The 12,625-nt window shown below is 71.6% G+C and carries 12 protein-coding genes; 4 read left to right on the forward strand and 8 right to left on the reverse strand.

The window, feature by feature from the left end; all coding sequences use genetic code 11:
* Positions 1–61 precede the first annotated feature (61 nt).
* Complete coding sequence (locus tag ACFPM7_RS19285) at positions 62–319, reverse strand: DUF167 domain-containing protein (protein ID WP_378249045.1); 258 nt, start codon at positions 317–319, stop codon at positions 62–64.
* Between the two features lie 400 nt (positions 320–719).
* Here ACFPM7_RS19285 and ACFPM7_RS19290 point away from each other — a divergent pair, with 400 nt between their 5' ends.
* Genes ACFPM7_RS19290 through ACFPM7_RS19300 form a run of 3 tightly spaced genes read left to right on the forward strand, consistent with a single transcriptional unit; the run spans position 720 to position 2,481 of the window.
* Positions 720–1,763, forward strand: a complete 1,044-nt coding sequence (locus ACFPM7_RS19290; protein WP_378249046.1) for a glycosyltransferase family 39 protein — start codon at positions 720–722, stop codon at positions 1,761–1,763.
* Positions 1,764–1,773: 10 nt separating this feature from the next.
* Positions 1,774–2,238, forward strand: a complete 465-nt coding sequence (locus ACFPM7_RS19295) for a GNAT family N-acetyltransferase (RefSeq protein ID WP_378249047.1) — start codon at positions 1,774–1,776, stop codon at positions 2,236–2,238.
* A 21-nt stretch (positions 2,239–2,259) separates the two neighbouring features.
* Complete coding sequence (locus ACFPM7_RS19300) at positions 2,260–2,481, forward strand: hypothetical protein (protein WP_378249048.1); 222 nt, start codon at positions 2,260–2,262, stop codon at positions 2,479–2,481.
* Between the two features lie 70 nt (positions 2,482–2,551).
* Here the strand turns inward: ACFPM7_RS19300 and ACFPM7_RS19305 are convergent, their stop codons facing one another.
* The 4 genes from ACFPM7_RS19305 to ACFPM7_RS19320 form a co-directional block, all read right to left on the reverse strand.
* Complete coding sequence (locus ACFPM7_RS19305) at positions 2,552–4,147, reverse strand: penicillin-binding transpeptidase domain-containing protein (protein ID WP_378249049.1); 1,596 nt, start codon at positions 4,145–4,147, stop codon at positions 2,552–2,554.
* 92 nt (positions 4,148–4,239) lie between these two features.
* Entirely contained in the window at positions 4,240–7,377 is a 3,138-nt protein-coding gene (gene ileS / locus ACFPM7_RS19310; protein ID WP_378249050.1) for an isoleucine--tRNA ligase, read from the reverse strand.
* A gap of 192 nt (positions 7,378–7,569) precedes the next feature.
* Entirely contained in the window at positions 7,570–8,217 is a 648-nt protein-coding gene (locus tag ACFPM7_RS19315; RefSeq protein ID WP_378249051.1) for a ceramidase domain-containing protein, read from the reverse strand.
* Between the two features lie 12 nt (positions 8,218–8,229).
* The gene (locus ACFPM7_RS19320) at positions 8,230–9,444 is read right to left on the reverse strand and encodes an MFS transporter (RefSeq protein WP_378249052.1); all 1,215 of its coding nucleotides are present in this window, start codon (positions 9,442–9,444) and stop codon (positions 8,230–8,232) included.
* A gap of 63 nt (positions 9,445–9,507) precedes the next feature.
* On the opposite strand from ACFPM7_RS19320, the gene ACFPM7_RS19325 reads away from it, so the two are divergent.
* Entirely contained in the window at positions 9,508–10,245 is a 738-nt protein-coding gene (locus ACFPM7_RS19325) for a class I SAM-dependent methyltransferase (protein WP_378249053.1), read from the forward strand.
* Here ACFPM7_RS19325 and ACFPM7_RS19330 read toward each other — a convergent pair.
* The 3 genes from ACFPM7_RS19330 to ACFPM7_RS19340 all read right to left on the reverse strand — a co-directional run bounded on the left by ACFPM7_RS19330 (position 10,159) and on the right by ACFPM7_RS19340 (position 12,597).
* Complete coding sequence (locus tag ACFPM7_RS19330; protein ID WP_378249054.1) at positions 10,159–11,331, reverse strand: glycosyltransferase 87 family protein; 1,173 nt, start codon at positions 11,329–11,331, stop codon at positions 10,159–10,161. The genes ACFPM7_RS19325 and ACFPM7_RS19330 overlap by 87 nt on opposite strands.
* A gap of 89 nt (positions 11,332–11,420) precedes the next feature.
* Entirely contained in the window at positions 11,421–12,005 is a 585-nt protein-coding gene (locus ACFPM7_RS19335; RefSeq protein ID WP_378249055.1) for a nitroreductase family protein, read from the reverse strand.
* A 7-nt stretch (positions 12,006–12,012) separates the two neighbouring features.
* Positions 12,013–12,597 (reverse strand): hypothetical protein, encoded by a 585-nt coding sequence (locus ACFPM7_RS19340; RefSeq protein WP_378249056.1) that lies wholly within the window; start codon positions 12,595–12,597, stop codon positions 12,013–12,015.
* Positions 12,598–12,625 lie beyond the last annotated feature (28 nt).

A 12,625-nucleotide genomic window follows, 5' to 3' on the forward strand; every position in this document is an offset into this window, starting at 1 on the left:
CGACCCGACAGCCCCCGCAATGCCCGCCGGAGGGGCGTTCCCGGCGATCTTGTCATCATGATCACCCGGCGCGCAGCCGCTCCAGCGCGGCTGCGTGGTCGCCGTCGACTTCCACGACCTTGTCCCTGCCGCGCTCCCCCGCCACGATCGCCACGTCCCGTGCCCGCACGCCGAGCGCCTCGGCGAGCGCCCGGCGCACGGCCTCGTTGGCCTTGCCCTCCACAGCGGGCGCGGAGACGGCGACGACGAGCGCGTCGCCGTGGGTCCCCCCGACGGCGGTGCGCCGCGCCCCCGGTTTCACCCGAATCCCGAACCGCACCGGGTGAGCATTGCACGCGAATGGACCGATCCCCCGTTCAGAGCAAGGAACTGCCCAGTCGATCACCCGCCTGGACGCGGGTGCCGGGCACAGAAAGTTGCAGTACGCAAGGGGCCGAAAGGCCGACTAGCATAAGCCGAACCGACGCCAAGGAACGGAGGTCGCGCGGACGCCGATGACCACCGAACGCTCCGTGATCCCGCCGCAGTCCGCCCCCCTCGCCCACCTGACTCCCCACCTCGGCGCCGAGTCCCCCCTCGCCCCCCCTGCCCTCTCCGGTCCCCCCGTGCTCCCCGATCGCCCTGCCCTCTCCGGTCCCCCAGCCCTGGCCGGGCCTGCGGCGCGGCCCCGGGCCGGGACCCGGCCCGGCCGGGCCCGTCGGCTCGCTTCCCGGGCGGGGGTGATCGCGCGGGGGTCGCTGGTCACGCTGCCCCGGCCGCTCGCGCCGCGGGCCACCGTGATCGCGCGGGGGTCGCTCGTCGTGCTGGCGGGGCTGGCGGTGCTCGTGCGGATCGCGTCGTTGGCTGATCCGACACAGGCGGGCGAGGCGGATCACGTGGTGAGCGTCCACGCGCTCGACCGGCTGGGCACGGACCCGGGGGGCGCGTCGATCCTCGCGCTGTTGCAGCTGGGCGTCTACACGACGGTCACAGGGGCCTTCGGGCGGCATGAGACCGGGTTGGCGGCGGTTCGCGAGCCGGTGGTGCTGGCGGCGGTGGCGGTGGCCGTGGGGATCTGGTGGATGGCCCGGCGGATGGGGTTGAGCCGGTGGACGGCGGGGGCGGCGGTCGGGCTGACGGCGGTGTCGCCGTTGGCGGTGACGGCGCAGATCGGGGTGCGGCCGGAGAACCTGGCGGCCATGTGGGCGGTGGCGGCGCTGGTCCTGCTGTGGACGCCGCACCGGCACCGGAGGCTCGCTCCGGATCTGTGGGCGACGTTGTTCCTCGTGGTGGCGGTGTTGACGGCGCCCATCGCGTTGGCGCTGGTCCCCACGGCGGCGTATCTGGTGTGGCGGCGGAGGCGGCGGCGGCTGTCGCTGATGGTGGGGTCGTTGTTCGCGTTGGGGGTGGGGTTGGGGTGGACTTCCACCGATCTCAGTTCGGCTTCCGCTCCTGGGTTGTCGGAGTGGTTGGGGCTTGATCCGGTGTTGGCGGCAGCGGGGGTGTTCGCTTCGGTGGGGGCGTTGTTCTCGTTTCGGTTGCGGCCGTTGGCGATGGGGGTGATCGCGTTGTTGGCGGTCGCGGCCACGTCGGATCAGCTGGGTGGGTCGGCGGCGGTGTTGGCTGTGCCGTTTGTGGCGTTGTTGTTGGTGGGGGCTGTGGAGTGCGGGGTGATGCACCGGGCTCGGGTGGGGCGGCACGCGTTGGTGTATCCGCATCGGAAGCCGACTGTGGCGCTGGCGGCTACTACTGCGGTGGCGACTTTGGTGGTGTGGGTGTTCTAGGCTCGCCGGCATGGTTGACATCGCGCGGGCTGTTCCGGCTGACCTTCCTGCGCTTGTGGAATCGGCTGCTGCGCTGTTCGCCGAGGATGGGGGGACGCGTGATCCGTACATGGATACCGGGTGGCCTGCTCGGGAGGGTTCGGAGTACTACGGCGGGTTGATCGGCTCTGACTCGGCGTTGTGTTCGTTGGCGCGGGACGGGGGTGCGGTGGTGGGGCACCTCGTGGGGCGGGTCCGGAAGGATGAGCTGCATCCCGGGTTGGTGGTGGGGGTGTTGGAGAGCATGCGGGTGGCCGATGGCGGGCGGCGCGGGGGTGTGGGGACGGCGTTGGTCGCGGACTTCCTCGGGTGGGCCAGGGGTGAGGGGGCGACGCGCTTCACCGTGTCCGCGTATGCGGCCAACGCCGGGGCCATCGCGTTCTACCGGGCTCAGGGGTTCGAGCCGTTCGAGGTGGTTCTGCGGTTGGGGGACTGATTCGCTGTTAGGTTGCCGGGTATGCGGATCAAGTGTGCGGCGTGCGGGTGTCTGGATCTTGAGCCTGGGTTCGTGATGGACAGCGGGCAGTCGGCTCGGGGGTTCACGGCGTGGGTCGCGGGGGCGTTGGAGCGGGGGTTGTTCGGTGGGGCGAAGTTGATGGGGCGGGACAAGTACGTGATCGAGGCGTTCCGGTGTCGGCAGTGCGCGTTCCTGAACCATTACGCGCGGGAGATGGTGTGATCCGCGGCTTGGCGGGGTGGTCCGATGGTGCCGTGGCGTTCTTGGGTGATGGGGCGTTGGTGGTGGCGGGTCAGCCGCCGGTGGCGGACAAGAACTTCGCGGAGACGGTCAGGGCTGGGGTAGACGTGCCTGCGGCTTCCACCAGGACCGCGAAGGCCACGTCGTTGCGGTAGCCGGTGAACCAGCCGTGGGACGTTGAGCCGTCGCCGTATTGGGCTGTGCCGGTCTTTCCCGCCACCGGGCCGTATCCGGCCAGGTTTGAGGCTGTGCCTGAGGTGACCGTGCGGCGCATCATCGTGCGCAGGGCGGAGGTGGTGGCTGGTGGTGGGGAGTCGTAGGCGGTGATCACCCGGGTTGCCAGGTTGCTGTAGAGCTTGGGGGTGACGGGTGCGCCGTTGGCGACGGTGGCTGACATCAGGGCCAGGCCGAAGGGGCTTGCTTGGACTGTGCCTTGGCCGATGGCGTTCTCCACTTGCTGTGGTGTGCTTTCGGCGGGTTGGACCTTGCCCGTCTGGGTGGTGATGCCGGGGATCTCGAAGTCCGCGCTCAGGCCGAACTGGCTCGCTGCGGTGGAGAGGGCGTCGGCCGGGAGGTCGGCGGCGAGGGTGGCGAAGGTGGTGTTGCAGGAGCGGGCGAAGGCGGTGTGGAGGGGGACGTCGCCCAGGGTGAAGTTGTTGTCGTTGGGGATGGTTCGGGTGCCCGCCGTGGTCTGGGCGGGACACGGGAGGACTGTGGTGGGGGTGGTGCCCGTCGCCAGGGCGGCGGCGGTGGTGACGACCTTGAAGGTGGAGCCGGGCGGGAAGAGGCCGTTGAGGGCGCGGGGGCTTCCCTCCGTGGCGGCGTTCTGGGCGACGGCCAGGATTCCGCCGGTGGGGGCGTGGATGGCGACCAGGTAGGCGGGGTTCTCGACCGAATCCACGGCGGCCTGGGCCGCTGCCTGCACGCCGATGTCCAGAGTGGACTTCACTGGCTGACCGACGTCGGCCGACGGCTTGAGCAGGCGGGCCTTCTCCGCGCCTGTGCCGTCGACCAGGATGATCGCGTCCTCGCCCTTGGTGCGTCCCGCGGCCACGCGGGACATGCCGGGGCCCAGGATGGTGCCCGCGGCGGGCAGGGACTGGCCGTCGCGGACCAGGGGTTCGCCGGAGCGGTCGACCACGCTGATGTCCAGCGGCGGCTTCCTGGCCAGCGTGAGGCCCGCGGTCATCTTCGGGTGGACGATGACCGGGGACCAGCGGACAGACCACTCCCCCTGCGCCCGGAACAGGGTGATCGCACTCGTGTACGTCCAGGCGCGGGCCTCGTCCAGGGTCCAGGTGACCTTGAGCTTGCCGGTCGCCTTGTCGCCGGACTCGGTCACCGCGCCGGTCAGGGCCGCGTCGAAGGAGGCGGGGGTCAGGGTGTCGCGGGTGGTGTCCAGGGTGCTCGCGGCGGCGGCGGGCTGGTCGGTCCGGGACGCGGCGGCGGCGTGGTCGCCGCGGGACCAGGCGTCGACGAAGGCCTCGCCGATGTCCTGCGCGGTGGCGCTCGGCGCGCCCGTGCCCGCGGCCTCCTCCACCGGGCGCGGCGGGTCGCTCGACGTCAGGCCGAGGTAGGCGGCGACGGCGATCACGACGACCGCCAGCGACGCGATGAGCAGCACAAGACGCTTCGTGCGTTCGGACACGGCTGAACCCCCAAGTTCCCGGCCAGGATGCCAGAGAAGCGGCTCCCTGGGGAGCCGCTTCTCGACAAAGCACCTCTAACGGCCGAGCACCACTACCGCCGGACGACGGCCACCTTCACCTCGACGCCCTCGCCGACGGTGCCCGCCGAGCCGCCGTCGACGGCGGCGTGGGTGAGCGTGTCGGCCAGGGTCTCCCCGGCGATGAACGCCTCGTGCGCCGAGACCGCCGCCACGACCTCGGCGGGGGCGTCCACGGTCAGCGCGATGCGGTCGGACACCGCGAGCCCGGCGTCGCGGCGCGCCTGCTGCACGACGCGGACCAGGTCGCGGGCCACGCCCTCGGCCGCCAGTTCGGCGGTGACGGTGGTGTCGAGCACCACCAGGCCGCCCGGCAGCTCGGCGGTCGCCCCCGGGTCGACGGCCACCAGGCGGCGCTCGTACTCGCCCTCCAGCAGCGTCAGGCCGGCCGCCACGACCGCGCCGGACTCGTCGGTCGTCCACTCGCCGGCCTTGACGGCCTTGATGACCTTCTGCACGTCCTTGCCCAGGCGTGGGCCGCAGGCACGGGCGTTGACCACCAGCTCGAAGCGGCCGTGCGCGGCGACGTCGGTGGTCAGCTCGACCGCCTTGACGTTGACCTCGTCGCGGATCAGCTCCACGAACGGCTCCAGCACCGCGACGTCCTCGGCGGCGACCAGCAGCGAGGCCAGCGGCAGCCGCACGCGCAGCTTGTTGGCCTTGCGCAGCGCCAGCGCCGATGAGCACACCTGCCGGACCCGGTCCATGCCCGCGACCAGGGCGTCGTCCTGCGGCAGCGCCTCGGCCGACGGCCAGTCCGCCAGGTGCACCGACCGCTCGCCGGTCAGGCCCCGCCAGACGACCTCGGCGGTCAGCGGCAGCAGCGGCGCGGCGACGCGGCAGACGACCTCCAGCACGGTGTGCAGGGTGTCGACGGCGTCGGTGTCGCCGGACCAGAACCGCTCGCGCGAGCGGCGGACGTACCAGTTCGTCAGCACCTCGAGGAACTCGCGCACCGACTGGCACGCCCCGGAGATGTCGTAGGCGTCCATCGCCGCGGTGACCGACTCGACCAGCTGCCGGGTCTTGGCCAGCGCGTAACGGTCCAGCACGTGCGGCGAGTCGACCCGGAAGACACCCGCCTTGTTCTCCGCGTTGGCGTACAGCGCGAGGAAGTAGTACGAGTTCCACAGCGGCAGCACGGCCTGGCGCACGGCGTCGCGGATGCCGCGCTCGGTGACGACGAGGTCGCCGCCGCGCAGGATCGGCGAGGCCATGAGGAACCAGCGCATCGCGTCCGAGCCGTCGCGGTCGAACACCTCGTTGACGTCCGGGTAGTTCTTCAGCGACTTGGACATCTTCTGCCCGTCGTCGCCGAGGACGATCCCGTGCGCCATGCAGTTGGTGAACGCCGGGCGGTCGAACAGCGCCGTGGCGAGCACGTGCATGGTGTAGAACCAGCCGCGCGTCTGGCCGTTGTACTCGACGATGAAGTCGCCCGGGTAGTGGTCCTCGAACCACTCGCGGTTCTCGAACGGGTAGTGCACCTGGGCGAAGGACATCGAGCCGGACTCGAACCAGCAGTCCAGCACCTCGGGCACCCGGCGCATGGTCGACTTCCCGGTCGGGTCGTCGGGGTTGGGCCGGGTCAGCTCATCGATCGAGGGCCGGTGCAGGTCGCTCGGGCGCACGCCGAAGTCGCGCTCCAGCTCCTCCAGCGAGCCGTAGACGTCCGTGCGCGGGTACTCCGGGTCATCGGAGACCCACACCGGGATCGGCGAGCCCCAGAACCGGTTGCGGCTGATGTTCCAGTCGCGCGCGTTCTCCAGCCACTTGCCGAACTGGCCGTCCTTGATGTGGCCGGGCACCCAGTTGATCTGCTGGTTCAGCTCCACCATGCGGTCCTTGAACCGGCTGACCGCCACGAACCACGACGACACCGCGCGCTGGATGAGCGCGTTGCCGCAGCGCCAGCAGTGCGGGTAGGGGTGGTCGTAGGTCTCGTGGCGCAGCAGCAGGCCCGCGTCCTTGAGGTCGCGGATGATCGGCTTGTTCGCCTCGAAGACCTGAAGGCCCTGGTAGGGGGCGACCTCGGCGGTGAAGCGGCCGTGCGGGTCGACCGGCAGGACGACCTCGATGCCCGCCGCGTCGGTGACGACCTTGTCCTCCTCACCGAAGGCGGGGGCGATGTGCACGATGCCCGTGCCGTCCTCGGTGGTGACGTAGTCGGCGGCCAGCACCTGGTGGGCGTTCTCCCGGCCGACGAAGAAGTCGAAGGGCGGCCGGTAGCGGGTGCCCAGCAGGTCGGCGCCGGTGTGGCGGCTGACCACGGTCGGCTCGTCGCCCAGCTCGCGGGCATAGGCCGACACGCGGGCCTCGGCGAGCAGGTAGCGGCGCTCGGGGTGGTCGAAGGCCTCGACCACGACGTAGTCGACCTCGGGGTGCACGGCGGCGGCGAGGTTCGACGGCAGCGTCCACGGGGTCGTCGTCCAGACCAGGGCGTGCACGCCGTCGAGTTCGGTGCCGGGGGCGTCCAGGCGCAGCGACACCGTGACCGCCGGGTCCTGGCGGTTGCGGTAGGTGTCGTCCATTTTGGTTTCGGTGTTGGACAGCGGCGTCTCGCAGCGCCAGCAGTACCAGAGCACCCGGAAGCCCTCGTAGACCAATCCCTTGTCCCACAGGGACTTGAAGGCCCACATGACGCTTTCCATGTAGTCCAGGTCGAGGGTCTTGTAGTCGTTGTCGAAGTCGACCCAGCGGGCCTGGCGGGTCACGTAGTCGCGCCACGCGCCCGTGTACTGGAGCACCGAGGTCCGGCAGGCCTCGTTGAACTTCTCGATGCCGAACTCTTCGATCTCGCTCTTGGCGCTGAAGCCGAGCTGCTTCTCGGCCTCGACCTCGGCGGGCAGGCCGTGGGTGTCCCAGCCGAAGCGGCGTTCGACGTGCTTGCCCAGCATCGTCTGGTAGCGCGGGACGACGTCCTTGACGTAGCCGGTCAGCAGGTGGCCGTAGTGGGGCAGGCCGTTGGCGAAGGGCGGGCCGTCGTAGAAGACGAACTCGTTGGCGCCGTTGTCGCCGGCCGGGCGGGCGTCCACAGTGGCCTGGAAGGTGCGGTCGGCGTCCCAGTAGGCGAGGACGGCCTGCTCCAGGTCGGGGAACTTCGGCTGGGCCGGGACGTCGGCGGTGTCGCCGTGGTGTGCGCGGGGGTACATCGCGGTGGCTCCTCGTACGGTCGTGTCTCCGCACGGGGACGACGCTCGCGCGCCGCGGTACCACCCCGCTTGCCGCCGGACACCCGGCGACCTCTCACTGGTCGGCTGTGACGGGCCGTCCCGTCCGGTTCTACTGGGGCTCGCGCCCGTTCTTCCGGAGGCTCCCCGGTGATGGCCGGATCGGCGCCTGTGCTACCCAGGATAGCCCGCCGCGTAAAGCCGGTTTCCGGCCCGGTCGGCGGCGACGCGGATCAGCAGGTAGAGCACGGTGGCGTTGAGGACGTGCCAGAGGAAGTGGGTGCCGACCGGGATCGCCGAGCACCACGGCTCGTCCACCGTGCGCAGGGTCAGGGAGACGGCGAAGAGCAGGCCGATGCCCGCGAAGCGGCGGGCGTAGCCGTACTCGCGGTAGAAGACCATGACCGCGGCGAGCCCGGCCAGGCCGAGCAGGGCGGGCAGGTAGCCGCCGAGCCCGGCGACGGCGTTGACGGCGAGGGAGAAGCCGAGGAACACCGGGGCGGCGATCCACGCCCACTTCAGCGGGGCCCCGGCGAACAGGTGGGTGAAGGCGACGACGTAGGTGAGGATGAACAGCGTGATCGGCGTGGTGTCCAGCAGCGCGGCCCACTCGGTGGCGACGGTGTGGAAGGTGAAGCTGCCCAGGCCGATGGCCACCAGCAGCACGACCAGCGCGACGACGATCGGCGGCTGCGGGCGCTGGCGGGCCACCAGCGCGTAGGCGGCGACCGCGGCGATGAGGAACGCCAGGTTCGTGATGGCGTTGATCGGCTCGGCCCAGAACTCCGGGCCCGTGCGCTCGCAGTACGCGTCGACCGGCATGGCCCATCCCTATCAGACGGCGAAGGCCGCTTTGCCGAACCGCCGCCAAACAACCGCTGTGAGGACCGCCATCGCCCCCGCCCCGACCCAGAACGGCCCGGTGACGCCCAGCCAGACGGCGAGCAGACCGCCCAGCGGCGCGCCCACGGCCGAGCCGCCGATGACCAGCAGGTAGACCACGCTGCCGACGCGCCCGCGCAGCTCGTCGGGCACGAGGCGCTGGCGGATCGAGGTGCCGACGACGCCCCAGATCGCGCCGTGCACGCCGAAGACGACCATCGTCGCGCCCGCCACCCAGGCGTCGGTGGCCAGCGCGAGCCCGACGTGGGTGGCGGTCTCCACGAGCAGCCCCACCCGCAGCAGGGTGCTGTCGCCGAAGCGGCGGCGCAGCGGCGCGACCAGGCCGGTGCCGATGAGCCCGCCGACCGCGCCCGCGGTGAGCAGCACGCCGAAGCCGATGTCGCCGAGGCCGAGGCGCTCCTTGGCGTAGAGGACGAAGATGGCGAAAGCGGCCATCAGCAGGACGTTCATCAAGCCGAGGCAGATGGCGATCGTGCGGATCAGGCGGTGGGCGAAGAGCCAGCGGACCCCTTCGCGGATCTCCCGCCCGAGGTGGCGGTCGGGGTCGGGCTCGCGCGGCGGGGGTCGGTGCCGGATGCCGAGCACGACCAGCGCGGCCAGCAGGAACATGGCCGCGTTCACCCCGAAGGGCAGCGCCGCGCCGAGGACGAACAGCGCGGCCCCGACGGGCGGGGCGGCGAACTGGTTGCCGACGTAGAGCACGGCGGTGAGGCGGGCGTTGGCCTTGGGGAGCAGGTCGGGGGCGACGATGGCGGGCAGCATCGCGCTGGAGGCGGTGTCGGCCAGGGTCTCGCCGGTGCCGATGAGGAAGAAGGCGGCGTAGACCAGCCAGACGGTGGCCGCGTCGGCCCAGATGGCGGTGGCGAGCCCACCGATGACCAGGCCGCGGAAGACGTTGACCGAGGCGATGACCTTCCGCCGGTCCAGGCGGTCCACCCAGGCGCCGCTGACCAGGGAGAACAGCACCCACGGGAGCTGCTGGGCGAAGACGGCGAGAGCGACCAGGCGCGGGTCGTTGGTGAGCGAGGAGATCAGCAGCGGCCCGGCGGCCATGGCGATGCCGTCGCCGATGTTGGTGGCGGCGGTGGCCGTCCACAGCCTGCCGAAGTCCCGGCCCAGGCGCGGCCGATCGGTGCTGACCCCCATGCCGCGATGTGACCACACGCTCAGGGTGCGCGTCCACGGAGTTCGCTCGGAGAGGATGGGGACATGGCCGTCTACGACACGCTCGGCGCGACCTACGGGGCGACCCGCAAGCCGGACCCGCGCATCGCCGCCCGTATCACCGCGGCCCTCGGCGAGGTCGGCTCGGTGGTCAACGTCGGCGCGGGCACCGGCGGGTACGAGCCGCCCACGACGGTGCTCGCCGTGGAGCCGAGCGCGACCATGATCGCCCAGCGCCCGGCGGGAGCGGCCCCCGCCGTCCGGGCCGTCGCCGAGTCCCTGCCGCTGGCCGACGCCTCGGTCGAGGCCGCCCTGGCGGTGCTGACCGTGCACCACTGGACCGACGTCGAGGCGGGGCTCTCGGAGCTGCTGCGGGTGGCCCGGCGGCGGATCGTGCTGATGACCTGGGACCAGTCGGTGACCAGGGAGTTCTGGCTGCTGCGCGAGTACTTCCCGGAGGCCGCCGCCTTCGACGACAAGCGCGCGATCCCGGTCGAGACCATCGCCACCCGCCTCGGCGCCCGCGTGGAGACCGTCCCGGTCCCCCACGACTGCACCGACGGCTTCCTGGCCGCCTACTGGCGGCGTCCGGCGGCGTACCTGGACCCGGTGGTCCGCGCCGGGGCGTCCGGCCTGGCCCAGCCCGGTGAGGAGGCCCTGCGCCCCGGCCTGGCCCGCCTGCGCGCGGACCTGGACTCAGGGGCTTGGCAGGCCACGCACGCGGACCTGCTGACCATGGCGGAGTACGACGGCGGGTACCGCCTCCTTGTCGCGGACCTTTAGCGCCAGGACCACCAGCACCGCGAACAGCAGCACGTAGATGTTGCCGACCAGCAGCCGCGCCGACTCCAGTGAGGCCAGGCTGGAGGACGGGATCAGTCCCGACGCCGGGTCCGGCCACGTCGTCAGGAAGCCGAAGGGGACCAGGACCGCCAGCGCGCCCGAGGCCCAGGCGATCCGGTCGCCCCGGACCAGCACCATGTGGGAGCAGTACACGACGAACGGCACCAGCCACACCCAGTGGTGGGTCCACGAGTAGGGCGACACCGCCGCTCCCGCCATCCCGCACAGGGCGACCGCCTGGACCTCGTGGCCGCGCCGGACGACGGCCACCAGCGCGACCAGCACCACCAGGCACCCGGCCACCCACAGCCCCTTGCCGAGGAGCCCGTCGCCGAGCAGCCGGGCCGTGAGGCCGCGCAGGGAGTGGTTGCCGGTGGAGTCGACCGGGTTGATGCGGCCGATGTCGAAGAACGTCCCGGCGAACCAGAACCGGGCCGAGTCCGAGGGCCGCAGGGCGAAGCCGAGGCCGACGCAGGCCGCGAACGCCCCCAGCGCTACCCCGGCCGCCCGGAACCGCCTGGTCAGCAGCAGGTACACCACGAACAGCAGCGGAGTCAGCTTGATGGCCGCCGCGATCCCCACGCCCACGCCCTGCCAGCGCTTGCCGTCGTTGCGCAGCAGGTCCCACACCACCAGCGCCAGCAGCACGAGGTTGACCTGGCCGAGGTAGAAGGTCACCCGCACCGGGTCGAGCCAGAAGACGACGCCGGTCAGCAGGGCCAGCGCGGGCAGCGGGGCCGTGCCGCGCAGGCGCAGCAGGCACCAGCGCACGACCGCGATCAGCAAAGCGGCGTTGACCAGCGTCCAGACGATCCGCAGCGCGTCCATCGACAGGGCGGCGAACGGGGAGAACAGCAGCGCGGCGAACGGTGGGTAGACGAACTTCAGCTCGCCGGTCACCCCGCTGCCGTAGAGCGACGGTGCGCGGACGGCGTCGCGGTAGACCTCCAGGTCGATCTGGTGGAACAGGGCGTCCGGCCAGATCTTGACGGTGAGCGCGTGCGCCGCCGCGGCGACAGCGAACACGACAAAGCCCCAACGCCGCACCCACGCGGCATGAACGCGCGACACATCGCCCCCCAGGCGAGTCGAATTCTCCAGTGTTGCCGAGCTGTCTACCAGCGCCCGTATCGGACGGTCTCTGACTGGTCGCGGCGGGCGATGCGGCGAGGGGAGGCGTCCGGGGAGATCTCGGGTTCGTCGCTGTGGCCGATGGCGATGGCGCCGATGGGCTCGTGGGTCTCCGGGACGCCGAAGTCGGTGCGTAGGCGGGTGGTGGCCGCTGGGCCGAGGCCGTAGTAGAGGGCGCCCAGGCCCTCGTCTACGGCTGTCTGCAGGATCAGCAGGACGGCCATGCCGGTGTCGATATGCCAGAACGGGACGGGCCAATGGGATTCGGACTTGTCGGTCCAGCCCTTGTCGGCGCGGGCGTAGCGGTCCAGGTAGTGCTGTTTCACGGCGAGCGGGATGATCACCAGTGGGGCCGTGGTGACCGATTCCACGCTCCACTGCGCGCCGAACTCCCAGAACTCGTGCAGGTCCTCGCCCTGCAGGACCAGGAAGGCCTGGCCCTGGGAGAAGCCTGCCGACGGGCCTCGGTGGGCGTTGCGCAGGATGCGCTGGAGCGACTCGGGCGAGACCGGCTCGTCGGTGAACTTGCGCACCATGCGCCTGCGGCGCACGACGTCCTGGAACTCCACGATCCCCCTAGCGCTGCTTCTTGTCCCGGTGGCGCTGGGCGAGGACGGCGTCCGGGCCGCACACCGCGCACGGGGTGAATCCCAGCTGCCTGGCCTCGGAGACCGGCAGGGCGAGCGTCGGCCTGCCGAGCAGCCAGGTGCAGCGGCCCAGGTGGTAGCGCGGGCGCTCGTCCACGACCCGGACCTCGTCGGAGAGACCGGCCACGACCAGCAGGTCGGCGGCGTCGGTCGGCTCCTCGGCGGGCTCGTCGTCCGCGCGGTCGACTACCGGGTCCGCCGCGGGAGCGGCCTCGACCGGTGGTGGGACGTCGTCCGGCTCGTCGTCGGGCACGACCTCGTCGTCGGAGTAGTCGTCGGAGTAGTCGTCGGGGTAGCCGTCGGGCGAATCAGCGGAATCAACCGGATCGGGTGAAGCAGGCGCGGCCGGAGCGGCCTTGGCGCGGCGGTTGCGGGTCCAGTCGTAGAACAGCAGGCCCGCACCCGCGAGGCTGATCACGATGGACAGCCACGCCCAGAGTGTGGTCGCCGTGCTCAGCGCGGCGACGAGCAGGCCCAGCGCGGCCAGGACCAGCCCGAGAACGATGTACAGCACCGATGCTGCCTTTACCGGCCGGGACACG

This window comes from Actinokineospora guangxiensis (assembly GCF_042657845.1).
In the GTDB taxonomy this organism is placed as follows: domain Bacteria; phylum Actinomycetota; class Actinomycetes; order Mycobacteriales; family Pseudonocardiaceae; genus Actinokineospora; species Actinokineospora guangxiensis.

Bases quoted from the DNA above. Each gene is read 5' to 3' on its own strand.
- ileS (WP_378249050.1), bottom strand. From the start codon at position 7,377: ATGTACCCCCGCGCACACCACGGCGACACCGCCGACGTCCCGGCCCAG.
- ACFPM7_RS19300 (WP_378249048.1), top strand. From the start codon at position 2,260: ATGCGGATCAAGTGTGCGGCGTGCGGGTGTCTGGATCTTGAGCCTGGG.
- ACFPM7_RS19325 (WP_378249053.1), top strand. From the start codon at position 9,508: ATGGCCGTCTACGACACGCTCGGCGCGACCTACGGGGCGACCCGCAAG.
- ACFPM7_RS19320 (WP_378249052.1), bottom strand. From the start codon at position 9,444: ATGGGGGTCAGCACCGATCGGCCGCGCCTGGGCCGGGACTTCGGCAGG.
- ACFPM7_RS19315 (WP_378249051.1), bottom strand. From the start codon at position 8,217: ATGCCGGTCGACGCGTACTGCGAGCGCACGGGCCCGGAGTTCTGGGCC.
- ACFPM7_RS19295 (WP_378249047.1), top strand. From the start codon at position 1,774: ATGGTTGACATCGCGCGGGCTGTTCCGGCTGACCTTCCTGCGCTTGTG.